General features: G+C 72.9%; 29 protein-coding genes. 13 read left to right on the top strand and 16 right to left on the bottom strand.

The annotated features are described in order from the left end of the window. Nucleotides 1-86: 86 nt before the first annotated feature. From ABZ193_RS32850 to ABZ193_RS32830, 5 genes are read right to left on the bottom strand one after another with little or no spacing between them, the layout of a single operon-like run. Nucleotides 87-443 (bottom strand): GntR family transcriptional regulator, encoded by a 357-nt coding sequence (locus ABZ193_RS32850; protein ID WP_020420969.1) that lies wholly within the window; start codon nucleotides 441-443, stop codon nucleotides 87-89. Continuing rightward, nucleotides 440-970, bottom strand: a complete 531-nt coding sequence (locus ABZ193_RS32845) for an NUDIX hydrolase (protein WP_020420968.1) — start codon at nucleotides 968-970, stop codon at nucleotides 440-442. The genes ABZ193_RS32850 and ABZ193_RS32845 overlap by 4 nt, the downstream gene beginning before the upstream one ends. Beyond that, entirely contained in the window at nucleotides 967-2,301 is a 1,335-nt protein-coding gene (locus ABZ193_RS32840) for a coenzyme F420-0:L-glutamate ligase (protein ID WP_020420967.1), read from the bottom strand. The genes ABZ193_RS32845 and ABZ193_RS32840 overlap by 4 nt, the downstream gene beginning before the upstream one ends. Beyond that, the gene (cofD, locus tag ABZ193_RS32835) at nucleotides 2,294-3,289 is read right to left on the bottom strand and encodes a 2-phospho-L-lactate transferase (protein ID WP_027936287.1); all 996 of its coding nucleotides are present in this window, start codon (nucleotides 3,287-3,289) and stop codon (nucleotides 2,294-2,296) included. The genes ABZ193_RS32840 and cofD overlap by 8 nt, the downstream gene beginning before the upstream one ends. After that, a complete protein-coding gene (locus ABZ193_RS32830) occupies nucleotides 3,286-4,032 on the bottom strand; it encodes a GNAT family N-acetyltransferase (protein ID WP_020420965.1) in 747 nt (248 codons plus the stop codon). The genes cofD and ABZ193_RS32830 overlap by 4 nt, the downstream gene beginning before the upstream one ends. A gap of 117 nt (nucleotides 4,033-4,149) precedes the next feature. Between ABZ193_RS32830 and fdxA the strand changes: the two genes are divergently transcribed. Beyond that, nucleotides 4,150-4,470 (top strand): ferredoxin, encoded by a 321-nt coding sequence (gene fdxA / locus ABZ193_RS32825; protein ID WP_020420964.1) that lies wholly within the window; start codon nucleotides 4,150-4,152, stop codon nucleotides 4,468-4,470. Then, the gene (gene dapC, locus ABZ193_RS32820) at nucleotides 4,467-5,561 is read left to right on the top strand and encodes a succinyldiaminopimelate transaminase (RefSeq protein ID WP_237339685.1); all 1,095 of its coding nucleotides are present in this window, start codon (nucleotides 4,467-4,469) and stop codon (nucleotides 5,559-5,561) included. The genes fdxA and dapC overlap by 4 nt, the downstream gene beginning before the upstream one ends. Here dapC and ABZ193_RS32815 read toward each other — a convergent pair. Together ABZ193_RS32815 and ABZ193_RS32810 are read right to left on the bottom strand one after the other, a co-directional pair. Beyond that, nucleotides 5,555-6,742, bottom strand: coding sequence for a serine hydrolase domain-containing protein (locus ABZ193_RS32815; protein WP_354712620.1), 1,188 nt, complete (start codon nucleotides 6,740-6,742; stop codon nucleotides 5,555-5,557). The two genes, dapC and ABZ193_RS32815, sit on opposite strands and share 7 nt — an antisense overlap. Before the next feature lie 67 nt (nucleotides 6,743-6,809). Then, nucleotides 6,810-7,406: a TetR/AcrR family transcriptional regulator gene (locus tag ABZ193_RS32810; RefSeq protein WP_354712619.1), complete on the bottom strand. Its 597-nt coding sequence runs from the start codon at nucleotides 7,404-7,406 to the stop codon at nucleotides 6,810-6,812. 71 nt (nucleotides 7,407-7,477) lie between these two features. Here ABZ193_RS32810 and ABZ193_RS32805 point away from each other — a divergent pair, with 71 nt between their 5' ends. After that, the gene (locus ABZ193_RS32805; protein ID WP_354712625.1) at nucleotides 7,478-8,854 is read left to right on the top strand and encodes an FAD-dependent monooxygenase; all 1,377 of its coding nucleotides are present in this window, start codon (nucleotides 7,478-7,480) and stop codon (nucleotides 8,852-8,854) included. A 665-nt stretch (nucleotides 8,855-9,519) separates the two neighbouring features. Here ABZ193_RS32805 and ABZ193_RS32800 read toward each other — a convergent pair. The 3 genes from ABZ193_RS32800 to ABZ193_RS32790 form a co-directional block, all read right to left on the bottom strand. Then, nucleotides 9,520-10,431: a CHAD domain-containing protein gene (locus ABZ193_RS32800; RefSeq protein WP_354712624.1), complete on the bottom strand. Its 912-nt coding sequence runs from the start codon at nucleotides 10,429-10,431 to the stop codon at nucleotides 9,520-9,522. 66 nt (nucleotides 10,432-10,497) lie between these two features. Further along, the gene (gene dapD, locus ABZ193_RS32795; RefSeq protein ID WP_020420958.1) at nucleotides 10,498-11,478 is read right to left on the bottom strand and encodes a 2,3,4,5-tetrahydropyridine-2,6-dicarboxylate N-succinyltransferase; all 981 of its coding nucleotides are present in this window, start codon (nucleotides 11,476-11,478) and stop codon (nucleotides 10,498-10,500) included. A 15-nt stretch (nucleotides 11,479-11,493) separates the two neighbouring features. After that, entirely contained in the window at nucleotides 11,494-11,928 is a 435-nt protein-coding gene (locus tag ABZ193_RS32790) for a hypothetical protein (RefSeq protein ID WP_020420957.1), read from the bottom strand. A gap of 34 nt (nucleotides 11,929-11,962) precedes the next feature. On the opposite strand from ABZ193_RS32790, the gene dapE reads away from it, so the two are divergent. The 3 genes from dapE to ABZ193_RS32775 are packed head-to-tail and all read left to right on the top strand — an operon-like array spanning nucleotide 11,963 to nucleotide 14,402. Further along, nucleotides 11,963-13,039: a succinyl-diaminopimelate desuccinylase gene (dapE, locus tag ABZ193_RS32785; protein ID WP_020420956.1), complete on the top strand. Its 1,077-nt coding sequence runs from the start codon at nucleotides 11,963-11,965 to the stop codon at nucleotides 13,037-13,039. A 25-nt stretch (nucleotides 13,040-13,064) separates the two neighbouring features. Further along, complete coding sequence (locus tag ABZ193_RS32780) at nucleotides 13,065-13,835, top strand: TIGR00730 family Rossman fold protein (RefSeq protein ID WP_017986898.1); 771 nt, start codon at nucleotides 13,065-13,067, stop codon at nucleotides 13,833-13,835. Continuing rightward, nucleotides 13,836-14,402: a TIGR00730 family Rossman fold protein gene (locus ABZ193_RS32775; protein ID WP_020420955.1), complete on the top strand. Its 567-nt coding sequence runs from the start codon at nucleotides 13,836-13,838 to the stop codon at nucleotides 14,400-14,402. It begins immediately after the preceding gene. 49 nt (nucleotides 14,403-14,451) lie between these two features. On the opposite strand, the gene ABZ193_RS32770 is transcribed toward ABZ193_RS32775, so the two are convergent. After that, entirely contained in the window at nucleotides 14,452-15,123 is a 672-nt protein-coding gene (locus tag ABZ193_RS32770; protein WP_237339689.1) for a lysophospholipid acyltransferase family protein, read from the bottom strand. Between the two features lie 48 nt (nucleotides 15,124-15,171). Between ABZ193_RS32770 and ABZ193_RS32765 the strand changes: the two genes are divergently transcribed. Genes ABZ193_RS32765 through ABZ193_RS32750 form a run of 4 tightly spaced genes read left to right on the top strand, consistent with a single transcriptional unit; the run spans nucleotide 15,172 to nucleotide 17,438 of the window. Next, nucleotides 15,172-16,116, top strand: a complete 945-nt coding sequence (locus ABZ193_RS32765; protein WP_020420953.1) for a glucosyl-3-phosphoglycerate synthase — start codon at nucleotides 15,172-15,174, stop codon at nucleotides 16,114-16,116. Between the two features lies 1 nt (nucleotide 16,117). Next, the gene (locus ABZ193_RS32760; RefSeq protein ID WP_017986902.1) at nucleotides 16,118-16,420 is read left to right on the top strand and encodes a DivIVA domain-containing protein; all 303 of its coding nucleotides are present in this window, start codon (nucleotides 16,118-16,120) and stop codon (nucleotides 16,418-16,420) included. Beyond that, entirely contained in the window at nucleotides 16,417-16,872 is a 456-nt protein-coding gene (locus ABZ193_RS32755; protein WP_020420952.1) for an SRPBCC family protein, read from the top strand. Before ABZ193_RS32760 ends, ABZ193_RS32755 begins: the two co-directional genes overlap by 4 nt. Continuing rightward, nucleotides 16,869-17,438, top strand: coding sequence for a DNA-3-methyladenine glycosylase I (locus tag ABZ193_RS32750; RefSeq protein WP_354712618.1), 570 nt, complete (start codon nucleotides 16,869-16,871; stop codon nucleotides 17,436-17,438). Before ABZ193_RS32755 ends, ABZ193_RS32750 begins: the two co-directional genes overlap by 4 nt. A gap of 332 nt (nucleotides 17,439-17,770) precedes the next feature. Here the strand turns inward: ABZ193_RS32750 and ABZ193_RS32745 are convergent, their stop codons facing one another. After that, complete coding sequence (locus ABZ193_RS32745) at nucleotides 17,771-18,565, bottom strand: enoyl-CoA hydratase-related protein (RefSeq protein WP_020420950.1); 795 nt, start codon at nucleotides 18,563-18,565, stop codon at nucleotides 17,771-17,773. 168 nt (nucleotides 18,566-18,733) lie between these two features. On the opposite strand from ABZ193_RS32745, the gene ABZ193_RS32740 reads away from it, so the two are divergent. After that, the gene (locus tag ABZ193_RS32740) at nucleotides 18,734-18,901 is read left to right on the top strand and encodes a DUF3117 domain-containing protein (protein WP_081617745.1); all 168 of its coding nucleotides are present in this window, start codon (nucleotides 18,734-18,736) and stop codon (nucleotides 18,899-18,901) included. A 73-nt stretch (nucleotides 18,902-18,974) separates the two neighbouring features. Then, on the top strand, nucleotides 18,975-20,396 hold the full coding sequence (locus tag ABZ193_RS32735; protein WP_354712617.1) for a leucyl aminopeptidase family protein: 1,422 nt from the start codon (nucleotides 18,975-18,977) through the stop codon (nucleotides 20,394-20,396). Nucleotides 20,397-20,554: 158 nt separating this feature from the next. Here ABZ193_RS32735 and ABZ193_RS32730 read toward each other — a convergent pair whose 3' ends face one another. Continuing rightward, a complete protein-coding gene (locus tag ABZ193_RS32730; RefSeq protein WP_354712616.1) occupies nucleotides 20,555-21,484 on the bottom strand; it encodes a LysR family transcriptional regulator in 930 nt (309 codons plus the stop codon). A 107-nt stretch (nucleotides 21,485-21,591) separates the two neighbouring features. Between ABZ193_RS32730 and ABZ193_RS32725 the strand changes: the two genes are divergently transcribed. Then, nucleotides 21,592-22,749: an MFS transporter gene (locus ABZ193_RS32725; RefSeq protein WP_354712623.1), complete on the top strand. Its 1,158-nt coding sequence runs from the start codon at nucleotides 21,592-21,594 to the stop codon at nucleotides 22,747-22,749. 241 nt (nucleotides 22,750-22,990) lie between these two features. On the opposite strand, the gene ABZ193_RS32720 is transcribed toward ABZ193_RS32725, so the two are convergent. The 3 genes from ABZ193_RS32720 to ABZ193_RS32710 form a co-directional block, all read right to left on the bottom strand. Beyond that, nucleotides 22,991-23,362, bottom strand: coding sequence for a VOC family protein (locus tag ABZ193_RS32720; protein ID WP_237339693.1), 372 nt, complete (start codon nucleotides 23,360-23,362; stop codon nucleotides 22,991-22,993). Between the two features lie 24 nt (nucleotides 23,363-23,386). Then, on the bottom strand, nucleotides 23,387-24,160 hold the full coding sequence (locus ABZ193_RS32715; protein ID WP_354712615.1) for an AraC family transcriptional regulator: 774 nt from the start codon (nucleotides 24,158-24,160) through the stop codon (nucleotides 23,387-23,389). A gap of 121 nt (nucleotides 24,161-24,281) precedes the next feature. After that, nucleotides 24,282-24,888, bottom strand: a 607-nt coding sequence (locus ABZ193_RS32710) for an O-methyltransferase (RefSeq protein ID WP_354712614.1), incomplete at its 5' end; no start/stop codon positions are given.

The raw sequence follows: 24,888 nt of genomic DNA, 5'->3' as shown, positions 1-24,888 counted from the left end.
CGCGAGCTTGGGCGCGTTCCACATTGCCGCGCGCGAGTCCCGCGGTCGCGGGCATTGCTGCGGCGCGAGCGCGGCGTGAGGCTGCGTCAGTGGGCGAGCGCGGCGCGGACGATCTTCAGCGCCTCTTCCCCCGACAACCCCAAAGCCCGCGTCACCGCCGCATACGTCTCGGCCGCCTCGCGGGCTCGCGAAAGCGACTCGTCGCCTGAGGAGGCCACGAACGAACCCGCCCGGCCGCGCGTTTCGATCAGGCCGGCCTCCTCCAGCTCGCGGTAGGCGCGGGCGATCGTGTTCGGCGCGATGCCCAGCTCCTCCGCCAGCCCGCGCACCGTCGGCAGCTTCGTGCCCACCGCGAGCGCGCCGGAGTTGATCTGGCGCGCCAGCCCGGACCGCACCTGCTCGTACGGCGGCACCGCGGACGCCGGGTCGACCGAGACGATCATTCGCATGCCGCCGCGATCAGCTCGGTCAGGTCCTCCGAACCGGGCGGCAACGCGGTCAGCGGCCACCACCGCAGGTCGTCCGACTCTTCGCTGCGCACCGGGGACGCACCCTCCGGCGCCACGACCACGAACCGCACGTCGAAGTGCCGCGTCGGCACCCCGAGCGAGCACGTGATCGGGTGCACGTCCAGGTGCACCGGCTCCGCCGAGATCGTCAGCCCGCTCATCCCGGACTCCTCCGACGCCTCCCGCAACGCGGCCGCCGCCAGCGAGGTGTCCGAATCCTCGCAATGCCCGCCCAGCTGCAACCACCGCCCGACCCGCGGGTGCAGCGTCAGCAGCACGTTCGACCGGGAAGCGTCCAGCACCACGGCCGACGCGGTGATGTGCCCGGCCGCGCACGACCGGCGGCACGCGTCCTCCCGCGCGGCGAGGAAACCCAGGAACGCGTGCCGCAGCGCCTCCTGCCCGGCCGTCCCCGGCTGCCACTTCTCCAGCGTCTCGACCACGTCGGTGTGGAGGTTCACAGCTCGACCAGCCCGTCCAGCGCCGGTGAGCGCGGCGCCGCGGGTCCACCGGCGGGGTGCCCGATCGCCACCGCGCCCAGCGGCTGCCACGACGGCTCCAGCCCGAGCACCTCACGCACCACGTCGGCCGCGAAGATCGTCGACCCGATCCAGCACGAGCCGAGGTCCTCCGCCGCCAGCGCCACCAGCAGCCCCTGCACCGCGGCCCCGCCGGCGACGGTGAACATCGTGCGCTCGCAGGCGTTGCGCCGCTCGTCCGGATACGTGTGCGCGCCGTCCGGCACCAGGAACGGGATCACCACCTCCGGCGCCTCGAACAGGATGTCGCCGCGGGAAACCCGCTTCGCGATCTGCTCCTCGGTGAACGCGTCACGGGACAGGTCCGCCCGCCACGCCTCGCGCATCGCCTCCAGCAGCTTCGTCCGCAACCCGCGGTCGCGAAGCCACACGAACCGCACCGGCCGCGTGTGGTGCGGCGCGGGCGCGGTCAGCCCGGCCCCGATCGCGCGGCGCAGCGCGTCGGCGTCGACTGGCTCGTCGGTGAACGACCGCACCGACCGGCGCACCAGCACCGCCTCGCGACGGCCCTGCGCGATCGCCTCACGCGTGCCGAGGGAGAACATGTCCTCCTCCGACGGCCGCACCAGCTTCCGCGCGTCCGACCCGTCGTCGGCGATCTCCAGCCCGCGCACGACCGCGACCGGCGTCGCGGTCAGCTTGCCCTTCACCAGGTCCGCGGCCGCGGCGATCTCGTCGGCCACCGCGATCTCGGTGACCTGCAGCTCGTTGCCCTGCCCGTCGACCTCGCCCTCGTAGGAGTGCAGCACGCGCAACCCGCTGGCGCCGATGGCGTTGTCGGTCTGGCCGACCCGCCACGCCCGGCCCATCGTGTCGGTGATGACCACCGCGACCTCGACACCCAGCCGCTCGCGCAATCCGTTGCGCAGGGCCAACGCCGCCGCGTCCGGGTCGGCGGGCAGCAGCGCGATCTCGTCACCGTTCACATTGGACGCGTCCACGCCCGAGGCGGCCTGCACGATCCCGATCCGGTTCTGCGTGATGAGGGTCCGGTTGAACCGGGCCAGCACCCGCACCGACTCCTGCTCGACCAGCTCGCGCCGGGCCGCGTCCCGTGCCTCCGGGTCGCTGGGGACGCGCACCAGCCGTCCCTCGATCTTCGACACGACCTTGCTGGTGACCACGACGACGTCGCCGGAGCGCAGCCACGGCGCGGCGGTCGCGATCGCGCCGGTCAGGTCGTCGCCCGGCCGGAACTCCGGCAGGCCCTGGACCGGCAGGATCTCCAGTCGTGCGGCGGAGTGGTCACTCAACTTCGGCTCCCGCGAGTTCGAGCGCGGCGCGCGCCATGGCCGCGGTCGCGTCCACATCGGACATCAGCAGCGGCACCGCCCGCACCGCGACGCCCGGCACGTGCACGGTTTCGCCCTCGGCCACCAGCCACCCGTCGAGCAGCCCGTCCTCCGACGTCTGCCGCGACCCGTAGTGGATGCCGACCGCCTCGGCCGACGTCTCCACCCCGATCGCGCTCAGGCACGCGTCGGCCATGCCGCGCACGGGTTTGCCGCTGATGATCGGCGACACGCCGACCACCCCGGCCTCGGTCTTGCGCAGCGCCTCCGTCACGCCCGGCACGGCGAGCACGGTGCCCACCGAGACGACCGGGTTGGACGGTGCGAACAGGACCGCGTCGGCCTCCCCGATCGCGTCCAGCACGCCCGGCGCCGGCTTGGCCTCCTCGACACCGACCGGCACGATCGAATGCGCCTGCGGCTCCGCCCGGTAGCGCACCCACCACTCCTGGAAGTGGATCGCCTTGCGGCTGCCCGGCTCGTCCGGGTCGTCGATGACGACGTGCGTCTCGACCCGGTCGTCGGTCATCGGCAGCAGCCGCACGCCGGGCTGCCACCGGTCGCACAGCGCCTCGGTGACCGCGGACAGCGGGTAGCCCGCGCGCAGCATGCGGGTGCGGATCAGGTGGGTGGCGATGTCCTTGTCGCCGAGGCCGAACCAGGTCGGCTCGGCGCCGTAGGCCGCCAGCTCCTCCTTGACCACCCAGGTCTCGCCCTGGTGCCCCCACCCGCGTTCGGTGTCGATGCCACCGCCGAGCGTGTACATGCAAGTGTCCAGGTCCGGCGCGATCCGCAGGCCGTGCATCCACACGTCGTCGCCGGTGTTCACCACCGCGGTGATCTCGTGCGTCGAGTCCCCAGGGCCGATCGGGGGCAGACCCAGCGCGGCTTTCACTCCGAGCAGGAAGCGGGCGCCGCCCACCCCGCCGACAACTACGACAACCTTCACAGCGAGCGATCCTCGCACGCCCGGGGTCCCGGAACCCAGTACCGGTACCTGTGGTGCTCGGTGAACCCGAGCCGGTCGTAGAACGCCAGCGCCCCGGCGTTGTCCACGGCGACCTGGAGCACGGCGCGCGCCGCCCCGCGCTCGGCCGCCCATGGCCCGCAGGCGGCCATCAACGCCGAGGCCAGGCCGCGACGGCGGTACCCGGGGCGGACGGCGAGCCGGGCGATGTGGAGCACGTCGTCGACCACCGCCGCACGCACCGCACCGGCTGTGACTCCCATCACTTCGGCGACCGCGTAGCCGATTTCGCCGGTGGTCAGCACGTGCCGCTCGGCGTCCGTCGGCTCTTCTCGTCCGACGGTCAGCTCCCACCAGCCCGCGGTCGGCGCGGCGAGGACGGGTACCTCGTCGGCGCCCGTGCCGAGCGGGCCGGTGAGGACGGACACCAGGTGCCCGGCCGCGTGACCGGTGTTCGGCACCCAGCCCGCGGCCGCGATCGCGCGCTCGTTCGCGCTGCCGACGACCGTGTGGGCGACCGGGAGAATGCCGTGGGCGTGGGCGAAGTCACAAACGGCCGTCAGCGCGCTCTCGACCGGCACTCCCGGGTCGCCGACGGCCAGTGCGCTGTTGGCGCGTCCGGTGAACCCGCCCGCGGCGCGAAGCCGCCAGTCACCGATCTTGTCCACGGTCACCGCGGGCCAGGCGTCGGCGCAGCGGAGCTCGAGCGTCTCGGAGGAGTCCACGTCCCCATTGTGCTCGTGGATCCCCGGATTAAGGGTGGCCTTACTTTGGAAGGTCCGCGCATCGGCGCGTAATGTCCAGGATCGGTAGTGGATCCTTGGACCTAGCTGGAGATCGCAGTGACGTACGTGATTGCCGAGCCCTGCGTCGACGTGCTCGACAAGGCGTGCATCGACGAATGCCCCGTCGACTGCATTTACGAAGGCGACCGCATGCTCTACATCCACCCGGACGAGTGCGTGGACTGCGGTGCCTGCGAGCCGGTGTGCCCGGTCGAGGCCATCTACTACGAGGACGACGTCCCGGACGAGTGGGCCGAGTACACCAAGGCCAACGTCGACTTCTTCGACAGCCTCGGCTCGCCCGGCGGCGCCTCGAAGGTCGGCAAGACCAGCAACGATCCGCAGTGGATCAAGGACCTGCCCCCGCAGGGCGAATGAACCGCGGCGGTACCGGCCTGCCCGACTTCCCGTGGGACTCGCTCGCCGAGCCCACGGCGCGGGCGAAGTCCCACCCCGGCGGCCTCGTCGACCTCTCGGTCGGCACCCCGGTCGACCCGGTGCCCGAGTCGATCCGCGCCGCGCTGGCGTCGGTGTCGGAGATCCCCGGGTACCCGACCACCCACGGCACGCCTGAGCTGCGCGCGGCGGCGGTCGAGGCGCTGAGCCGCCGGCACGGGGTCACCGGCGTCGATCCGGCGGCGGTGCTGCCCACGATCGGGTCCAAGGAGCTGGTCGCCTGGCTGCCGCGGCTGCTGGGCGCCGAGCCCGGCGACACCGTGGTGATCCCCGAGCTGGCCTACCCGACCTACGAGGTCGGCGCACTGCTGGCCGGCGCCGGGGTCGTGCGTGCCGACGACCCCCGTGGCCTCGCCGAGCCGCCCGCGATGGTGTGGCTGAACTCGCCGTCCAACCCGACCGGACGCGTGCTGGGCGCCGAGGCGCTGCGCGAGATCGTCGAGTGGGCGCGCGAGCGGGACGTGATCGTGGTCTCCGACGAGTGCTACCTCGCGCTGGGCTGGGACGCCGATCCGGTGTCGATCCTGCACCCGTCGGTGTGCGGCGGCCGCCACGACAACCTGCTGGCCGTGCACTCGCTGTCGAAGTCCGCGAACCTGGCCAGCTACCGCGCCGGGTTCGTCGCCGGTGACCCGGAGCTGGTCGCCGAGCTGCTGGCGGTGCGCAAGCACGCCGGCATGATCGTGCCGCGGCCGGTCCAGGAGGCGATGACGGTCGCCCTGGCCGACGACAGCGCCCTGTCGCTGCAGCGCGATCGCTACGCCCGCCGTCGGGTGGTGCTGCAGAAGGCGTTGCAGGACAACGGTTTCCGCATCGACCACTCGGAGGCCGGGCTCTACCTGTGGGCCACTCGCGGTGAGGACTCCTGGGAGACCCTGCGGTGGCTGTCCGAGCGCGGGATCCTCGTCGCGCCGGGCACGTTCTACGGCCCCGCGGGCGGCGAGCACGTGCGGGTGGCGCTCACCGCGACCGACGAGCGCGTCGAAGCCGCCGCCGAGCGCCTCGCTCAGTAGCCGAGCAACGCCTGCCGTTCCTGCTCGATGACGTCCGGGAAATCGGGCAGGTCGTAGTTCGACAGGATGACGGCCACCCAGTCGGTGTCGAGGTAGATCGACCAGTTCGTGTTGCCCCCGGCGATACCGCCGCCGTGGTTGACGATCCGTCGTCCCTCGACCAAGCCGACCAGCGGGCCGTACGCCTGGAAAGTCTCGCCGCGTGGCGCGCCACCCCGCATCGGCGGACTGCTGATCTTGCCACCCGTGTACAGGTCCCGGTAAGCGTGGCCGAGCAGTCTTCCGTCCCGCAGCGCGAGCGCGAAGCGCACCAGGTCGGGAGCGGTCGAGAAGGCCCCGCCACCGCCGGATCCGACGAAGGCGCGTGCGGCGTTGCTACCGAACCCGCCGTTGATGGTGGAGCCGGCGGAGAGGTCGCGCACGCCATCCACCCGCGAGCCGTCCTGCAGGTAGACGTACGGGTGGGCGATGCGCACGTTCGCCAGCCAGTCCGCCCGTGTGCAGTAGGCGGAGTCGCGCATCCCGGCCGGCTCGAAGATGTGCTGCCGGACGTAGTCCTGGAACGGCTGCCCGGACACGGTCGCGACGATCTCGCCGAGGATTTCGTAGCCCTCGCTGCTGTACGCCTTGTCGCTGCCGGGGACGAACCGCAGCGACAGCTCACGGGTGCTCCGGGCCAGGTACTCGGTGCGTTCCTCGACGCTGGTGAAGATCCTGCCTTCGCTGGTCGCGGAGGTCAGCCCGCCGGTGTGGGTGAGCAGGTGGTGCACGGACACCCTGGTCGCCACCTCGGCGGGGAAACCGTCCAAGTGGTCGCCGATCTTGTCGTGGAACCGCAGCTTGCCCTGCTCGGCGAGCTGGACGACGGCCAGCCCGGTGAACGGCTTGGCGCCCGATGCCAGGTTGAAGATCGTGTCGTCCCGGTTGGGGACGCCGTGCTCCTGGTCCGCCATCCCGTACGAGCGGACCAGCACCGGCCGGCCCCCGCGGGCCACGAGCACGGTGCCGGAGAACCGGTCCTCGGCTGCGCGCTGTGCCAGGTAGCGGTCGTAGGCGCCGCCCGGCCGCAGTGCCGCGGGCACGGCCGTGGAGCTGCCGGCGGCCGCGGCCGGAGGCGCGGCCAGCAGGCCGGTGGCCAGCGGGACGGCGCTGAGCGCGGCCCGCCGGGAAAACGTCGTCATCTGCGTCTCCCGTCGTGATCGTTCGGGAGAGAGTGAACCGGGGCGCCTGTTTCCCGGGTGTTTCCGCTCAGTAGTCGCGGCCGGTGAGGCCCCGGTAGACGAACCGGGTGAGGGCTTCGAGCGCCTCTTCTTCGGGCAGGTCCAGCAGGCCGTCGTGCCACTGCCGCGCGAAGGTCTCGGCCGCCGTGGTCATCATCGTGACGCTCGCGAGCGGAGTGCCGGGCAGGCGGTGGCCCGCCTTGGTCACGTAGTCCACGTGGTCGGTCAGTTCCTCGTTCTGCGCGCGGGTGAACTCGGCGAGCTTGTGGGCGAAGTCCGCGTTGACCATCGCCGCCTGCTGCAGCGCGCGCATTGTCGGCGCGTGCTCGCGGTAGAAGCGCCAGTACGCCTCGACGTGGAAGCGGACCGCCGCGGGGTCGGCGAAGTCCGGGCTGTGACCGGCCTGGTCGGCGCTCTCGTCGCCGGCCACCTCCAGGTCCGCCAGCAGTGATTCGAGCAGCTCTTCCTTGCTGGCGAAGTGGTTGTAGAACGATCCGGCCGCCCGGCCCGCCTCCGCCGTGATGTCGGTGATCTTCGTGTTCAGGTAGCCGCGCGTGGCGAACAGCCGCTGCGCCGCGGCCTTCAGTGCGGCCTCGGTCTCCGCCGCCTTCTCCTTGCGCTTCACGGCACCTCCTTGACGGGAGCACGCTAGCAAGTCCATTATGAATCGAGATTCAGTGAATGGAGATTCAGAAAATGGACATTGTGATCGCGGGTGCGGGCCCGGCGGGGCTCACCCTGGCCATCGACCTCGCCCGGCGCGGCGTCGGCGTGCGGATCGTCGACAAAGCGACCGAGTTCTTCCGCGGCTCCCGTGGCGACGGGCTGCAGCCGCGCACCCTGGAGGTGTTCGACGACCTCGGGGTCATCGACGCCGTGCTGACCGCGGGCCGGGAGATGCCGGCCTTCCGGGTGCACCTGGACGGCGAGTACGTCATGGAGCGCCGGATGGGCGAGCGGCGCGAGCCGACGCCCGACGTGCCCTACCCGAACGGCTGGGTGCTGGGGCAGTCGCAGACGGAGGGCATCCTGCGCGACCGGCTGGCGGAGTTCGGGGTGCGGGTCGAGCTGGGTGCGGAGTTGACCGGCTTCACGCAGGACGGCGCCGGGGTCGCCGCGGAGCTGTCGACCGGCGAGGCGGTGCGCGCGGACTACCTGGTCGGCGCGGACGGCGGGCGCAGTTTCGTGCGGAAGGCGCTGGGGATCGAGTTCGAGGGCGTCACCGACGAGTCGGTGAAGATGCTGCTCGGCGACGTCGAGGCCGATCTGGACCCGGAGTTCGGCTACTGGTTCGCGCGTGCGGCGGACCCGGGCAGCGGGGTCATGATGAGCCCGCTGCCCGGGATCGGCCTGTTCCAGTTCGGCGCGCCGCTGGGGGAGGCCGACGCGGAACCGACCGCGGAGACCCTCCAGTCCATTTTGGATGGTCTGAACGCGGGGGTGCGCCTGGGGGAGCTGGCGTGGTCGACGGTGTGGCGGCCGAACGTGCGCCTGGCGAAGCGGTTCCGGGAGGGCCGGGTGTTCCTGATCGGCGACGCGGCGCACGTCCACCCGCCGACCGGTGGGCAGGGGCTGAACACGGGCGTGCAGGACGCCTTCAACCTGGGCTGGAAGCTGGCCGACGGCTCACCGGAGCTGCTGGACAGCTACGAAACCGAGCGGCGGGCGGTGGCCGAGCGGGTGCTGGGGGTCTCCTCGGAGCTGCTGCGCAGGCACCTGGAAGGCGATGAGCGGGCCCACGAACGCGGTGCGGAGACCCAGCAGCTCGACATCAGCTACCGGGTGACGGACGAGCCGGGCCTCGCGGTGGGGGACCGCGCGCCGGACGCGCCGGTCCTGGACGCCGGCGGCGCGAAGGTCCGCCTGTTCGACCTGTTCCGCGGCCCGCACGCCACGAGGCTGATTTTCGACGCCGACGCACCGGAGGAGCCACACACCTACGCGGTGCTGCGCCCGGGGGTGAAGGCGGCGGGGCGGTACGTCGTGGATGCGGAGGGCTTCGCGTTCTCGGCCTACGACGCGAAGGAGGTGGTCGTGCGGCCGGACGGCTACGTGGGCGCGCTGACCCGCTAGCCGCGGACGCGCGGTCGGCAGGGCGCGACGGTCTCGGAGCGATGGGGGAGCGGTGACTGTCGCGCTGGGTAGGGCGCGATGGTCTCGGGTCGGTGGGGGCGTGGGCGTTGCGCTGGGCAGGGCGCGCTGGCCTCGGGCCGGTGGGGGAGCGGTGCCCGTCGCGCTGGGCCGGGCGCGATGGTGTCGGGTCGGTGGGGGCGTGGGCGTTGCGTTGGGCAATGCGCGCTGGCCTCGGGCCGATGGGGGAGCGGTGCCCGTCGCGCTGGGCCGGGCGCGATGGTCTCGGGTCGGTGGGGGCGCGGGCGTTGCGGCGGGTGGTGATGGCCGCCGGTCAGCGGGGGCGGGTGTTGCGGCGGGTGGCGAGAGTGCGCTCGTTTCGGGCGATGCCCGCCCGGGCAGTACGCGATCCGCGGCGGCCCGCTGACCTCGCGGCTGCCCCGGTCCGGCAGGCTCGCCGGGCGGCGGGTGGCGAGAGGGCGGTGGTCTCCGCGGGCGGTGCTGCATCGCGCGATGGTCTCGCCTGCGCGGCGGCCCGCGGGCCTTGCCGTCTGCCCATCCGGGCAGCGGGCGAGCCTCGGGCAGCGCCGTTGCCATCGAGCGATGGCCTCGGGAGGTGGCGCGCCGCCAGATAGTTCTCGTCCCGCTACCGTGCCCCGGACAGTGAGCTAGCCGCAGACCTTCGCCGCCGCGGTGTGCACGTCCGCCAGCACCGCGCCCCAGGTGGCCCGCGCCGCCGCGCGGCGCCTCAGTTCGCGCTCCGCGATGCGGCCCGCGACGAAACCGACGGCCGGCTCGTCGGTCGCGGCAAGGAGCGCCCGCATCCGCTCGGCGGCCACCACCGCGTCCTGGTGGTCGCCCAGCACGTCCTGCAGCCGCTTCGTCGCCTTGATCAGCTCGCGCACCCGCGTGACCTGCTTCTTCCGCGCCGCCGACTTCGCCGTCTCCGCCGCGTACCGCAGGCGCTTCCCGTGGATCCGCAGCTCGTGCAGCTCGTCGTCCGGCGGGTCGGCCGGCAGCGCGGCCACCGCCTTCGTCAGCTTCCGGTACGGCTTCCGCACCACGGCGGCGACGTCGACCGGTCCGGGCTGAGCACCGGGGGTGAGCTGCAGCTCCGTCAGCACCAGCCGCGCCGTCGACCGCAACAGCGCGGCATACCGGGCGCTGCCGAGGCACCGGTTCAGGCGGCGCTTCGCCTTCGACCGCTCCGCGACGAAGATCCGCACCAGCCGCGCGCCCGCCTGCTGGTCGGACTCGTCGAACGACGCGACCGTGGCCCGCAGGTGGTCGATCAGCACGTCGTGATCACGCACCTCGCCGAGCCCGGCGCCCAGCCACTTCAGCTCGGCCCGCACGTCGTCGCCCGCCGGCCCCAGCAGCTTCAACGCGCTGCGGAGCCGGCGGACGGCGACGCGCATCTGGTGCAGGTCCTCGGGATCGGCCCCGGACCGCGTGCCCGGCTCGTACTTGAGCATCGCGCGCAGCTGACCGTCGATCCGCGCCCGCAGCAGGGCCTCGGGGGTGTCCCGCGGGCCCGCGACCAGCGGTCCGCCGGGCAGACCCAGGTCACCGGCGGTCACGACACGGGATGGCAACGTAGCGGTGCTCACCGGATGAATGATAGGTGAACGAAAATCGCACCCAGGTCAGTTCGCGTGCAGCATCTCGTTCAGCTCGATGCCCGCCCCGGTCCGCGGAACGGCTTCGACCGCGCCGGTCTCGGAGTTGCGACGGAACAACGCGCCGGAGATGCCGGACAGCTCACGCGCCTTGACGGTCTTGCCCTCGACCACGACCTTCGTCCCGGCCGTGACGTAGAGCCCGGCCTCGACCACCGAGTCGTCGCCGAGTGAGATGCCGACCCCGCCGTTGGCGCCGATCAGGCAGCGCTCACCCAGCGAGATGACCTCCTTGCCGCCGCCGGACAGCGTGCCCATGATCGACGCGCCACCGCCGACGTCGGTGCCGTCGCCGACGACCACACCGGCCGAGATGCGGCCCTCGACCATCGACGCGCCGAGCGTGCCCGCGTTGAAGTTGACGAAGCCCTCGTGCATGACGGTGGTGCCGTTGGCCAGGTGCGCGCCGAGGCGCACGCGGTCGGCGTCGCCGATCCGCACCCCGGTGGGCATCACGTAGTCGACCATGCGCGGGAACTTGTCGACGCTGTAGACGGTGACCGGGCCGCGCGCCCGCAGCCGCAGCCGGGTCTGCTCGAAGCCCTCGACCGGGCACGGGCCGTGGTTGGTCCACACGACGTTGGCCAGCAGGCCGAAGATGCCGTCCAGGTTCTGCCCGTGCGGCTGCACCAGGCGGTGCGACAGCAGGTGCAGGCGCAGGTAGATGTCGTGCGCGTCGGCCGGGGCCTGCGCGAGCGTGCCGATGGTGGTGCGGACGGCGACCACCTCGACGCCACGGGCCTCGTCCGGGCCGAGCAGCGCGGCGGCGGCCTCGCCGAGGACCTCGGCGGCCTGCTCGCGGGTCAGCCGCTCGGTTCCGCTGGTGCCGGGCTCACCCAGCTTGGGCTGCGGGAACCAGGTGTCCAGCACGGTCCCGTCGGTGGTGACGGTGGCCAGGCCGACGCCGTGCGCACCGGTGGTCTCGGGGTTGGGGCTCTGCTCGCTCACGGCCCCAACCGTAACTCAGCCGGTCATGAGCTGGGTGTCCACCAGTTGCTTGACCGACCGGAGGCTGTCGGCGATCGCGGTGAGCGCCGTGGTGCACGCGCCGCCCGGCTCGGCGACGGCGTCGCAGTGGCCGCCGCGGTAGTCGCCGATGGCCTTTTCCAGGCCGTTCGCCGCCGCGACCACGTCCGGGTGCTTGGGGCCGGCCTGCTCGCGCACCAGGCCCGGGGTGCTGCCCAGCTCGGTGACGTACTTGCCGCAGCCGCGCGGGGTCTGGCCGGCCGGGTCGCGGAAGCAGGTGTCCGCGGTGAGGGCGTTGAGCTTGACCGACAGGGCGTACGGCGTTTCCGCCTGGCCCCCGCCGCCCTTCGGGGTCGGGCCCGCCTCGTTCGAACAGCCGGCCAGCACGAGTGCCAGCGCACCGAGCGTGATCAGGGCCTTCCACGTGCGCATCCGCCCACCGTACGACACCCCCTAGAGTCGGGACATGACGACTCTCGACCTGCACGCCGACCCCGTCGACCTGACCGCCGCGCTGGTGGACGTCCAGAGCGTGTCCGGGCAGGAGGCGGCGCTGGCCGACGCGGTGCAGGCCGCGTTGCTCGCGCAGGCCGGGCACCTGGAGGTGGTGCGCAACGGCGACGCCGTGCTGGCCAGGACGAACCTCGGCAGGCCCGCCCGCGTGGTGCTGGCCGGGCACCTGGACACGGTGCCGGTCAACGAGAACCTGCCGGTGCGCCGCGAGGGTTCCGGCGACGACGAGGTGCTGCACGGGCTCGGCACGGTCGACATGAAGGGCGGCGACGCGGTGTTCCTGCACCTCGCCGCCACCGTCACCGAACCGCGCCACGACGTGACGTTCGTCTTCTACGACAACGAGGAGGTCGAGGCCGTGCGCAACGGTCTCGGCCGGATCGAGCGGGAGATGCCGGAGTGGCTCGCGGGTGACCTGGCGATCGTCGGGGAGCCGTCGAACGCGGTCATCGAGGCAGGCTGCCAGGGCACGATGCGGGTCGAACTGCGCCAGACCGGCAAGCGCGCGCACACCGCGCGGGCCTGGATGGGCGTCAACGCGATCCACGCGCTCGGCGAGCCGCTGCGGCGGCTGGAGGCCTACGAGGCGCGGGTGGTCGACATCGACGGCCTGACCTACCGCGAGGGTCTGCAGGCCGTGCGGATCTCCGGCGGCGTCGCGGGCAACGTCGTGCCGGACGAGGCCGTGCTCGCCGTGAACTTCCGGTTCGCCCCGGACCGCAGCCCGGAACAGGCCGAAAAGCACCTGCGCGAGGTGTTCGACGGCTACGAACTGTCCGTTGTGGACCTCTCGCCGGGCGCGCTGCCCGGGCTGACCGCCCCGGCGACGGCCGAGCTGGTCCAGGCCGCCGGCGGCGCGGTGGCGGCGAAGCTGGGGTGGACGGACGTCGCCCGGTTCGCCGCGCTCGGCATGGCCGCGGTGAACTTCGGTCCCGGGAACCCGACCCTCGCGCACACCCGCGAGGAGCACGTCGCGGCGCGGGAGATCCGGCAGGTCACGCGCGTGCTGCGGGACTTCCTGGGCCAGTAAGCTCGGCGGCGTGACAGGGCCAGAAGTGGACGGAACGTCCGAGTATCCCGAGCACCCGCGGGAGAAGCAGCGGGGGCCGGTCGTGCTGCGCCGCGAGCGCCGCATCGAGCCGACCACCACCGACCAGCGCCTGCTCGACTCGCGCGGGCCCAGCGACTGGGTGCACACCGACCCGTGGCGGGTCATGCGCATCCAGGCCGAGTTCGTCGAGGGCTTCGGCGCGCTGGCCGAGGTGCCGCGCGCGGTCACCGTGTTCGGTTCGGCCCGCACGCCGCGCGACCACCCCGAGTACGAGCTGGGCCGCAAGATCGGCGCGGGCCTGGCGAACGCCGGGTTCGCGGTCATCACCGGTGGCGGGCCGGGCGCGATGGAGGCGGTCAACCGCGGCGCGTCCGAGGCGGGCGGGCTGTCCATCGGGCTGGGCATCGAGCTGCCGTTCGAGCAGGGCCTGAACCCGTGGGTCGATCTCGGGGTGAACTTCCGGTATTTCTTCACCCGCAAGACGATGTTCATCAAGTACGCGCAGGCGTTCATCTGCCTGCCCGGTGGGTTCGGCACACTGGACGAGCTGTTCGAGGCGCTCACCCTGGTCCAGACCAAGAAGGTGACGAAGTTCCCGGTGGTCCTGTTCGGACGGTCCTACTGGGGCGGGCTCTACGACTGGGTCCGGGACTCGGTGCACGCCCAGGGCAAGATCAGTGACAAGGACCTGGCGCTGCTGCACCTCACCGACGACGTCGACGAGGCGGTGGCGATGGTCGAGGAGGCCTACAAGGCCTGGGAGGACACCCACTAAGTGAAGCGAATCTGTGTGTTCTGCGGTTCTTCCGGCGGCGGCGACCCGGTGTACGTGGACGCCGCCACGGCGCTCGGCAAGCTGCTCGCCGAACGCGGCATCGGCCTGGTCTACGGCGGCGCGAGCGTCGGCCTGATGGGCGCGGTGGCCGACGGCGCGCTCGCGGCGGGCGGTGAGGTGATCGGCGTGATCCCGGAGCACCTCAAGCGGGTGGAGATCGCCCACGCGGGCCTGTCGGAGCTCGTGGTGACCGCCGACATGCACGAACGCAAGGCGAAGATGGCCGAGTACGCCGACGCGTTCCTGGCCCTGCCCGGCGGCGCCGGGACGCTGGAGGAGCTGGCCGAGGTCTGGACCTGGGCGCAGCTGGGTCTGCACGAAAAGCCGATCGGCCTGGTCGACGTGCGCGGGTACTACCGCCCGTTCCAGGAGTTCATCGACCACATGGTCACCGAGAAGTTCCTCCGCCCGGAACACCGGGACCTGGTCTTCGTCGACGAGGACCCCGCCGCGCTGCTGGACGCTTTCGCGAAGTACGAGGCCCCCGACATCGCCAAGTGGCAGTGACGCACCCCGGGCGCACATAGTCGAGAATGTGCGACCGGGGTGGGGGTCGCTAGGCGGCCTCCCCGGGCCGCTTGTGGTACTTGTCCACGTACTCCTGCCCCGACAACTCGGCGATCGCGTACATCACCTCGTCGGTCACGGCCCGCCGGATCGCCGGTGACGCGTCCAGCCCGTCGTAGCGGGAGAAGTCCAGCGGCTCCCCGAACTCGACGGTGACCTTCGCGAACCGCGGGAACAGCTTGCCGTTGGGCAGCAGCTTCTCCGTCCCGGTCATGGCCACCGGCACGACCTTCGCCCCGGTCGCCAGGGCCAGCGAGCCGACTCCGGTGTGCCCGCGGTGCAGGCGGCCGTCGAGCGAGCGCGTGCCCTCCGGGTAGATGCCGAACACGCCGCCCTCGTCGAGGACCTTGCGGCCGGACTCCAGCGCCGCCAGCCCGGCCTTCGCGTTGCCGCGCTCCACCGGCACGAACCCCACCGCGTCCAGGAACGCGGCCATCAGCCGGCCCTTCAGGCCCTTGCCGGTGAAGTACTCCGCCTTGCCGAGGAACCGCACGCGCCGCGGGCTGACCAGCGCCAGCAGCGTCGTGTCCACGGCCGCGCGGTGGTTGGGCGCGAGGATCACCGGGCCGTACGCGGGAACCCTGTCGACGCCGCGCACCTCCGGCCGGTAGATCAGCTTGACCACCGGTACGGCCAGGAGACGGATCAGCTGGTAAAGCACGGGTTCCTCCAGTTCGTCGTCAATCCCAGCATGGCACGATCGGCGGTCATGGACACCGGCTGGTTCGCCCTGCGCACGTGGCAGGAGCCCGATTTCGACCCCGCTGACCTGGTACGGGCGAAAGCGGGCCGCACCGTGTCGGTGGTGCTGCCCGCGCTCGACGAGGAGAAGACGGTCGGCGAGGTGGTCGCGTCGGTGCGGCCGCTGGTCGGCACCCTCGTCGACGAGCTGGTGGTCGTCGACTCCGGTTCCACCGACGCGACGATCGAGGTCGCGGCGGAGGCGGGCGCGCGGGTGGTGCGCCGCGAGGACGTGCTGCCGGACCTGGAACCGCTGCCCGGCAAGGGCGAGGTGCTCTGGCGGTCACTGGCGGCGACCACCGGTGACCTCGTCGTGTTCCTCGACTCCGACCTCGTCGACCCCGATCCCGGGTTCGTGCCCGCGCTGCTCGGCCCGCTGCTGCTGGCCGAGGGCGTGCACCTGGTCAAGGGGTTCTACCGGCGGCCGCTGCGGGTCGAGTCCGCCGAGGCCGGTCACGGCGGCGGGCGGGTGACCGAGCTGCTCGCGCGCCCGGTGCTGTCCGCGCTGCGGCCCGCGTTGTCGGCGGTGGTCCAGCCGCTCGGCGGCGAGTACGCGGCCACGCGCGAGTTCCTCGAGTCGGTGCCGTTCGCGGCCGGGTACGGGGTGGAGATCGGGTTGCTGCTCGACGCCGAGGCCCGCTACGGCATGGCCGGGCTCGCGCAGGTCAACCTGGGGGTCCGGAAGCACCGGAACCGGTCGCTGCTGCAGCTGGGCGTCATGGCGCGGCAGATCCTCGGCACGGCGCTGGCCCGCTGCGGGGTCGACGCGGGCGGCTCCGGGACGCTGACGCAGTTCGTGGCCGAGGCCGGGGCGTGGGTGCCGCGGGAGTCGGACGTCCTGGTCGCCGACCGGCCGCCGATGCGCGAGGTGCGCTCGGGGGACGAACCCCGCCCGGGTGTGTCACGATTCTGACGTGACGACCGCCCTGATCTACCTCGTGATCATGCTGCTCGTGGCGGCTGTGGTGTTCCTGCTGGCCGCCGTCGTGTTCGGTCGCGGCGAGGAGCTGGCCCCGCTGCCGCCGGGCAGCTCGCCGACGCGCCTGCCGGTGCGGGACATCACCGGCGAGGACGTGCAGAAGGTGCGCTTCCAGCTCGTGCTGCGCGGGTACAAGATGTCCGAAGTGGACTGGGTGGTGCGGCGGCTGGGCGCCGAGATCGACGAGCTCCGCGCCAGGGTGGCCGAGCTCGAGGCGGAACGGCAGACCTCGGGATGATCGACCTGGTCCTGTCCGTGGACGTGCACGCGAGCGCGGGCACGACGTGGCTCGCGCTGACCGACTGGGAGCGGCAGCACGAGTGGATGCTCGGCACGCACGTCGAGGTCGTCGAGGGCGACGGCCGCAGCGTCGGGTCGAAGCTGAGCGCGTTCACCGGGGTGCGCGGGGTCGGCGTCACCGACCCGATGGTGATCACCAGCTGGGAGCCGCCGGTGCGGTGCACGGTCCGGCACCTGGGCAGCGTCGTCAAGGGCACCGGCGCCTTCCACGTGCACGCGAAGGGCGCGCACTCCTCGACGTTCGTGTGGTCGGAGAGCCTGGTGCCGCCGCTCGGGCCCGCGGGGCAGCTGGGCTGGCCGGTGGTGAAGCCCGCGTTCGTGATCGGGCTGCGGTACTCGTTGAAACGGTTCGCGAAGTTCGCGGAGAGCTATTCGGTGGGGCAGGTATGACGGAGTCGATCGGCGCCGACGGGGTGGCGCGGTGCCCGTGGGGGAACTCGGCCCCGGACTACGCCGAGTACCACGACACGGAGTGGGGCGTGCCGCTGCGCGGGCAGGACGCCCTGTACGAGCGGCTGTGCCTGGAGGCGTTCCAGTCCGGGCTGTCGTGGATCACGATCCTGCGCAAGCGGGAGGGCTTCCGGAACGCGTTCGCCGGTTTCGTGCCGGAGAAGGTGGCCGAGTTCGGTGACGACGACGTCGAGCGCCTGATGACGGACGCGTCGATCGTGCGGAACCGGGCGAAGATCCTGGCCGCGATCACGAACGCCCGCGCGATCACCACGCTGGACCAGCCGCTGGACGACCTGCTGTGGTCGTTCGCGCCGACGGGGGAGCGGCCCCGCCCGCGCACGATGGCGGACGTCCCGGCCATCACGCCCGAGTCGACGGCCATGGCGAAGGCGCTGAAGAAGCGCGGGTTCGCCTTCGTCGGCCCGACGACGTGCTACGCGCTGATGCAGGCCACCGGCATGGTCGACGACCACCTGGTGACCTGCTTCCGCGCAAATTCATAGTTGGGCACCCTGCGCGGCGGTGCGGGTGGCGGAACCTCAGGATCCCGCCCGCCACCCGACCACCGCCCCTCATCGAGGCGCTTCGCGCCGCCGTGCTTCCGGGCTGTGGGATCGCGTCATCGTGAATCCCCGCCCGCCGGCCCGACCACCACCCCTGGTGGACGCGCTCGGCGCGCAGTGCCGACCACCACGTCGGCGCTGTCCTCGCGAGGGGCCCTCCCGCCAGCCCGCCACCACCCTCAACGGACGCGCTTCGCGCGGCTGAGCCGACTCCGAACCCGCGGCGGCGCCAGCTGCGTGTGTGGTGACAGCGGCTCCGCCGCGGAATGGCCCTACTTGCCCTGGAAGTCCGGCTTGCGCTTGGCGACGAACGCCTCCACCGCCTCGCGGTGGTCGGCCGTAGAGCCGAGCACCGTCTGCGCCGCGTCCTCGGCGGCCAGCGCATCCTCCAGCGAGCCCTCCGCGGCCACGGTCAGCACCTGCTTGATCTTCGCGTAGCTGACCGTCGGCCCGGCGGCGAGCTTCGCGGCGAGCGCCTGCGCCCGGCCGGCCAGCTCCTCGTCCGGCACGACCTCGGTGACCAGGCCCAGCGACAGCGCTTCCTCGGCGCCGACCGTGCGCGCGAGCAGCATCAGCTCGGCCGCCCGGCCGTAGCCGACCAGCCGCTGCAGCGTCCACGACGCGCCCGAGTCCGGGCCGAGCCCGACGTTGGCGAACGCCATCAGGAAGTTCGCCGACGACGCGGCGATGCGCAGGTCCGCGGCGTAGGCGAAAGCCGCACCCGCACCCGCGGCGGGCCCGTTCACCGCGGCGATCACCGGCTTCGGCATCTCCACGATGGCCCGGACGATCGGGTTGTAGTGGTCCTGCACGGTCCGCAGCGGCGCCGGGTCGCCTGCCTGCAGCAGCCCGACGTGCTCCTTGAGGTCCTGGCCCGCGCAGAACGCCTTGCCCGCGCCGGTCAGCACGACCGCGCGCACCGCCGGGTCCGCCGAAGCCTCGCGCAACGCGGCCAGCAGGCGCTCCTTCAGCTCGACGGTGAGCGAGTTGTAGGCCTTGGGGCGGTTCAACGTCACGGTGCGCACGCCGTCGGCGTCGGCGGTGAGCAGCACGTCCTCGGTGGTCACCGGAGGGCCTCCTGAAATCTCGGGTGAGGGGCGATACCAGCACCTAAGCAAACACGAAAAGATCGGTCCGCGTTCGCGCGCCCATCCTGATGAGGGAGAATGGGGCCTGACCCGGTTGGCTTGAAGAGCGCGACCCGGGCGCGCCGGTTGATACGGAGGGAGCACGCTATGGCGGCCATGAAGCCCCGGACCGGAGATGGTCCCCTCGAGGTGACTAAGGAGGGGCGGGGCCTCGTGATGCGCGTTCCGCTCGAGGGCGGTGGGCGACTTGTCGTCGAGCTGTCGGCCGAAGAGGCCAAGGACCTGGGGGTTGCCCTGCAGGAGGCCACCAGCTGACCCGCTCCCGTTCCGTCGTCACCGGCTGACGTCACGCGCGGCCGCAGTCCCTTGAGTTCCAGGAGGTCGCCAGATGGCGCGGTTCCCCCTGCCGTCCGTTCCCACCCGGCTGATCGACGTCGAGGTCGCCGACGGCCGCCGTCGAGGCGCCGACCTGGCCGTCCTGGTCCCCGCTGGTGCGGACGCGCCGGTCGCCGGAGTCGAGCACACCGGCAAGGCCGGTGAGGTCCGCCGGCTCCCCGGCGGGGACGTGCGCTGGCTGGTGGGGATCGGCGAGGGCGGGCCCGCGCACTGGCGCGCCGCGGGCGCGGCCCTCGCCAGGGAGGCCGCGGACGTCAAGGCGGTGCAGGTCGAACTGGATGCCGACGTCACCGGCGAGCAGGTCGCGGAGCTGACCCTGGGGGCGCTGCTCGGCGGGTACCGGTTCAAGGTCAGCGGCGACGCGGAGCAGCCCGCGCTGCGCACGCTGCGCCTGGTCACGGCCGACGCCGGTCACCAGCGGGTCGTCGAGCGCGCGCGGGTGCTGGCCGGCGCGTCGGCGCTGGCCAGGGACCTGGCGAACACGCCGTCCAACGTCAAGAACCCGGAGTGGCTGGCCGACACCGCCGCGCGACTGGCCGGCGAGGTGCCAGGCCTGAGCGCCACGATCCGGGACGAGCAGTGGCTGGCCGCGCAGGGCTTCGGCGGGGTGCTCGCGGTCGGCGGGGGCTCGGCGAGCCCGCCGCGGCTGATCGAGCTGACGTACCGGCCGCGTGGCGCGGTCCGTCACCTGCTGCTGGTCGGCAAGGGCATCACGTTCGACACCGGTGGCCTGTCGATCAAACCGGCCGACGGGATGCACCTGATGCGCACCGACATGGCCGGCGGTGGCGCCGTCATCGCGGCCACGCTGGCGATCGCCTCGCTGCGGCTGCCGGTGCGGGTCACGGCGCTGGTCCCGGCGGCGGAGAACCACGTGTCCGGCTCGTCGTACCGGCCGGGCGACGTGGTGCGGCACTACGGCGGGCGGACCACCGAGGTGTCCAACACGGACGCCGAGGGCCGCATGGTCATGGCGGACGCGCTGGCCTACGGGATCCGGCGGTTCAGCCCGGACGCTGTGGTGGACGTGGCGACCCTGACCGGCGCGATGAAGGTCGCGCTCGGCCTGCGCACCGGCGGGCTGTTCGCCACGGACGACAAGCTGGCCGACGAGATCCGCGAGGCGGGCGCGAGCGTCGGGGAGGCGTGGTGGCGGATGCCGCTGCTGGACGCCCACGCCGACGCGGTGCGCGGCGAGCTCGCCGACGTGAAGCAGGCGCCCGGCGGGCCAGGCGGCATCACGGCGGCGCTGTTCCTGCGCGAGTTCACTGAGGGCCTGCCGTGGGCGCACCTGGACATCGCGGGCCCGGCCAGGGCCGAAAAGCCCTACGCGGAGGTCGTCCCGGGCGCGACGGGTTTCGCGGCGCGGACGCTGGTGGCGTTCGCGGAGGCGTTCGGCTCGGATCAGGCGTAGTTCCGGACGCGATGGTGCGGCTGCCCTGCGGGGACAGTGGCTCCACCACCCCGGCGGGCGGCGCGGGTTTGAAGCGCGGCGGCACTACTCCCAGGCCCGGCTCGTATCGGGCGTAGTTCCGGGAGTTCCACCATCGGGGGCCCGAGCCGTGTCCGGCGTCAGGCGTAGCGCGTGCCGTTGGTGCGCACGTAGTCGCGGAAGGCGGCTACCGCCGGGGTCGGTTCCTCGCCTGCTCGCCAGGTCAGCCCGATGGTGCGGCTGACCTGCGGCGACAGCGGCACCTCCACCACCCCGGCTGGCGGCGCTGGCCCGAACCGCGGCAGCAGCGCCACCCCCAGCCCCGCGGCGACCAGGCCCCGCGTGGTGTCCGACTCCTGGCTCTCGAACGCGATCTTCGGCTCGAACCCGGCCGCCGCGCACAGGTCGTCGATGATCTGCCGCAGCCCATAGCCGTGTTCGAGTGTCACGAACGGCTCGTCGGCCAGCTCCTCGACCCGGATGCGGCGCCGCCGGGCCAGCGGGTGCGCCTCCGGCACCGACAGCAGCAGGTCCTGCTCCGACAACGCGAAGCTGTCCAGCGCCGCGGTGTCCGGCAGCGGAGCCACCAGCGCCAGGTCCAGCTCACCGTCCGCGAGCCGGTCCAGCACGTGCTGCCGCGAGCCCTGGACCAGTGAAAACCGCACGCCGGGGTGGTCGGCGCGGAAGTCGCGCAGCAGCGAGGGGACCAGCCACCGGCCCAGCAGGTGCAGGAACCCGAGCACGACGTGCCCGCTGTCCGGCGAGATCTCCTCCCGCGTCTGCCGCACACCCGTCTCGACGACAGCGAGCGCGCGGGCGGCCGTCGCGGCGAGGATTTCGCCCGCTCGCGTGAGCCGGACGCCGCGCCCGTCCGGCCGGGTCAGCGGCGCGCCGACGACCTCGGACAACCCGGCCAGGCGGCGGCTCACCGTCGGCTGCGGGATGCCCAGCCGCTCCGCCGCGCGGGTGATGTTGCGCGTTTCACGCAGGGCCGCCAGCAGGGCCAGGCTGGGCGCGAGCTCCGCGGCCAGCCGCTGGTCAGACGCTTCCGGCGGGCTTTCATACGTCACGGTATGAATTGTGCCAGTTCCGCGCATTGGAAGTATTTTTTAGCGCGGCTTACTTTCGAGGCGTGTCAGTCGATGTGCTCGCCCCGGCCCGCCCGGCAACGCGGCGGGTGAAGCTCGCGGTCGCTGCTGCCGGGATTTCGTCGTTCGCCCTGCTCTACGCGCCGCAGCCGGTCCTGCCGCAGCTCGCCGCGCAGTACCAGCTCGACCCCGGTTCGGCGTCGCTGGCGGTGTCGGTGGCGACCGGGGCGCTGGCGATCGCGGTGCTGCCGATCGCGGCGTTGTCGGAGATCGTCGGGCGGCGGCCGATCATCGTCGTGTCGGTGACGTTGTCGGTCGTGCTCGGCCTGCTGATGCCGTTCGCGCCCTCGTACCCGGTGCTGCTCGCGTTGCGGGCGTTGCAGGGGATCGCGATCGCCGGGTTCCCCGGGGTGGCCTCGGCGTACCTGGTCGAGCAGCTCGGCAAGACCGGGGTGGCCGCGGCGGTCGGGGCGATGATCGCGGGCAACACGGTCGGCGGCATGGTCGGCAGGCTGTCGGCCGGGTTCAGCGCGGAGGCCCTCGGCTGGCACGGCGCGCTGGCCGTGGTCGCGGGGGTGGCGCTGGTGTGCAGCGCGATCACGGTGTTGTCGTTGCCTGCGGGCGCGCGGCCGAGCGGTTCGGGGTTGCGGTTGCGGGACGTGCTGACCGGCGTCGGGACCGCGTTGCGGCGGCCGGTGCTGCTGGCCCAGTACGGGGTAGCGCTGCTCGCGATGGGCGCCTTCGTGGCGATGTACAACGCGGCCGGGTTCCGGCTGACCGGGGAGCTCGGGTTGTCGCCGGCGGTCGCTTCGCTGGTGTTCCTGGCCTACGCGGTGGGCTCGGTGTCGTCGTCGAACGCGGGCAGACTGGTCGCCCGGTTCGGCCGGCCGCGCGCGGTGCTCGGCGGGCTGGCCGTGATGGCGACCGGGATCCTGCTCACCCTGCCCGACTCGCTGCCGCTGGTGGTGCTCGGTTTCGTGGTGCTCACCGGCGGTTTCTTCGCCGCGCACGCGGTCGCCAACGGCTGGGCCGCGGCGGAGGCCCCGGAGGGGGCGCGGGGGCAGGCGTCCGGGATGTACACGCTGGCCTACTACCTGGGCAGCAGCGTCGGCGGCACGGCCGGGAGCGTGGTCTTCGGACGGTTCGGCTGGAGCTGGCTGGTCGGGGCGGCGGTGGTGTGGCTGGCATTGGCGGGCGCCGCGGTGGTCGGGCTGCGGGCGCGGACCGCGCGGGTGGCTGTGGTTTAGGGCGACCGGCGCGGCGGTGGCCAGGGTGTCGGCACACCGTCCGGCGGCTGGTTTCGGCTGAGGGCGACCAGCACGGCAGCCCCGTTGGCCGTGGTCGGGCCGAGGGGCGCACCACCCGGTGGTTGATTTCGGCTGAGGGTGACCAGTGCGGCGGCGACCCGGCGGTGCTGGTCGGGCCGCAAGGATCAGCCTTCGCGCAGCCGCTGCCCGCCGGGCGGCGATCCCGGCCTGATCGCAGCCCTCAGCCCTCCAGCAGGAAGTACTCGTTCCCGAACGGGTCGGTGAACCACGTCGCCTTCGTGCCCCATGGCATCGCCTGCGGTTGCCCCGCGAAGCGCACACCCCGGGCAGACATCTCGGCCTGCGTGGCGGCCACGTCGGGCGTCATCACCGTGATCCCGGTGCCGCCCGGGACCAGCTCCCGCGCGTAGACCTCCGGCTGCCCCAGCACGATCGACGTCACCGCGCCCGGCGGCGCCACGCTCAGGAACCGGTGCACCGGCCCGAACCGCAGGTCCTCCCGCTTCTCCCACCCCAGCGTGCTCACGTAGAAGCGCAGCGCCTCCTCCTGGTCGCCGACCAGGATCGTGGCCGAGTGCAGGTGCGTGATCACCCTCCGGACGCTACGGCGGCGCTCTCACCGGTGTCTTCTCCGTTCTTGCGCATCGGCCGAGGCGAGCGCCGGCAGGGCGATCAGCACCGGCGGCGACCAGTCCTGCCCCAGGTCCAGGTGCACGTCCCGCTGGTGCACCGGCGCCTCCGCCGACACCCGCACCGCCCGGGGACACGCGCCGGCCACGGTGCGGCCCGGGAGTAGCTGCGCCGTCGCGCCGCCGCCGCTGGGCAGCGCCGACGACATCACCCAGTACGTGCCCGTCGGGACCCCGGTGAGCAGGAAGTCACCGGGTTCGGCCAGCAGGGTGCCGCTGACCGGGAACCCGCGCGCGGCGCGCTTGGGGAACAGCCCGACGTACACGGCCGGGTCCGGCCCCAGCGCCACCTGCGCGGCCGGGCTCAGCCGGACCGTGCCCATCACCGTGCCGCCGCCCGCGCCCGGGGACGACATCGGCCGCGGCGGCGAGTCGGCGAGCACGTCCGGCAGCCGCCGGAACTCGACCGGCGTGGTGCCCACCGCGGCGGTGAACCGGGAGGTGAACGTGCCGACAGCGGAGAACCCGACCGCGTTGCAGATGTCGATGATCCGCTCGTCGGTCTGCAGGAGCAGCTGTTTGGTCCGCTCGAACCGGCGCGCGGTCAGGTACTGGCACGGCGGCATGCCCAGCTCCCGCGTGAACGTGCGGGCCAGGTGGAACGGGCTGTAGCCGACGTGGTCGGCGACGTCCCCCAGCCCCAACGGCTCCTCGGCGTGCGTGGTGATGAACCGCGCGGCGCTCAGGACTGCCTCGCGCATGACGACCCCCTCGTCGATCCGGACATTTCCCGCGTGAGGAGATCCTGCACCAGGGGTACGACGATTTCGAGGGGCGTCACACCGCGCCAGCGGCCCGCGACACAGCGCTGACCAGCGATGATCACTGCACCGCGGCGACCAGCAACCCCCCGCCGACCGGCAGCAGCGCCGGCACCAGCCGCTCGTCCTCGCGGATGGCCCGCGCCAGCTCGCGCGCCGCGAGCACTCCGGGCTCCCGCCGCTCGCCGCGGGCCGCGTCGGTCACGCCGTGGAACGCGATCACCCCGCCGGGCCGCAGCAGCTGGACGCCGTGCTCGTAGTAACGCGGGTACTCGGCACGCGCCGCGTCGACGAACACCAGGTCGTAGCCGCCGCTGGTGAGGCGCGGCAGCACGTCCAGCGCCCGGCCCATGATCAGCCGCGTGCGGCCGGGCGGGTACCCGGCCTCGCGGAAGGTGCGGCGCGCGGCCTGGTGGTGCTCCGGCTCGATGTCGATCGAGGTGAGGACCCCGTCCGGGGCCATTCCGCGCAGCAGGTAGAGCCCGCTGACCCCGATGCCGGTGCCGATCTCGACCACCGCGCGCGCCCGCAGGCTCGTCGCCAGGAAGCACAGCGCCGCGCCGGTGGCCGGTCCGAGCGCCGCGCAGCCCAGTTCCGCCGAGCGTAGCCTCGACCACACCGTCGAGGTGGATGCCCTGCGGCGCGGGGAAGTCCTGCGCGCCGGACCG

Source organism: Amycolatopsis sp. NPDC006125 (assembly GCF_040614195.1).
GTDB classification, from domain to species: domain Bacteria; phylum Actinomycetota; class Actinomycetes; order Mycobacteriales; family Pseudonocardiaceae; genus Amycolatopsis_E; species Amycolatopsis_E tucumanensis.
This window is presented reverse-complemented; position numbering and strand designations above follow the sequence as displayed.

Bases quoted from the DNA above. Each gene is read 5' to 3' on its own strand.
- dapE (WP_020420956.1), top strand. From the start codon at position 11,963: ATGACGACTCTCGACCTGCACGCCGACCCCGTCGACCTGACCGCCGCG.
- ABZ193_RS32790 (WP_020420957.1), bottom strand. From the start codon at position 11,928: ATGCGCACGTGGAAGGCCCTGATCACGCTCGGTGCGCTGGCACTCGTG.
- ABZ193_RS32850 (WP_020420969.1), bottom strand. From the start codon at position 443: ATGATCGTCTCGGTCGACCCGGCGTCCGCGGTGCCGCCGTACGAGCAG.
- ABZ193_RS32805 (WP_354712625.1), top strand. From the start codon at position 7,478: ATGGACATTGTGATCGCGGGTGCGGGCCCGGCGGGGCTCACCCTGGCC.
- ABZ193_RS32765 (WP_020420953.1), top strand. From the start codon at position 15,172: ATGGACACCGGCTGGTTCGCCCTGCGCACGTGGCAGGAGCCCGATTTC.
- ABZ193_RS32740 (WP_081617745.1), top strand. From the start codon at position 18,734: ATGGCGGCCATGAAGCCCCGGACCGGAGATGGTCCCCTCGAGGTGACT.
- ABZ193_RS32750 (WP_354712618.1), top strand. From the start codon at position 16,869: ATGACGGAGTCGATCGGCGCCGACGGGGTGGCGCGGTGCCCGTGGGGG.
- ABZ193_RS32715 (WP_354712615.1), bottom strand. From the start codon at position 24,160: ATGCGCGAGGCAGTCCTGAGCGCCGCGCGGTTCATCACCACGCACGCC.
- ABZ193_RS32815 (WP_354712620.1), bottom strand. From the start codon at position 6,742: ATGACGACGTTTTCCCGGCGGGCCGCGCTCAGCGCCGTCCCGCTGGCC.
- ABZ193_RS32755 (WP_020420952.1), top strand. From the start codon at position 16,417: ATGATCGACCTGGTCCTGTCCGTGGACGTGCACGCGAGCGCGGGCACG.
- ABZ193_RS32735 (WP_354712617.1), top strand. From the start codon at position 18,975: ATGGCGCGGTTCCCCCTGCCGTCCGTTCCCACCCGGCTGATCGACGTC.
- dapC (WP_237339685.1), top strand. From the start codon at position 4,467: ATGAACCGCGGCGGTACCGGCCTGCCCGACTTCCCGTGGGACTCGCTC.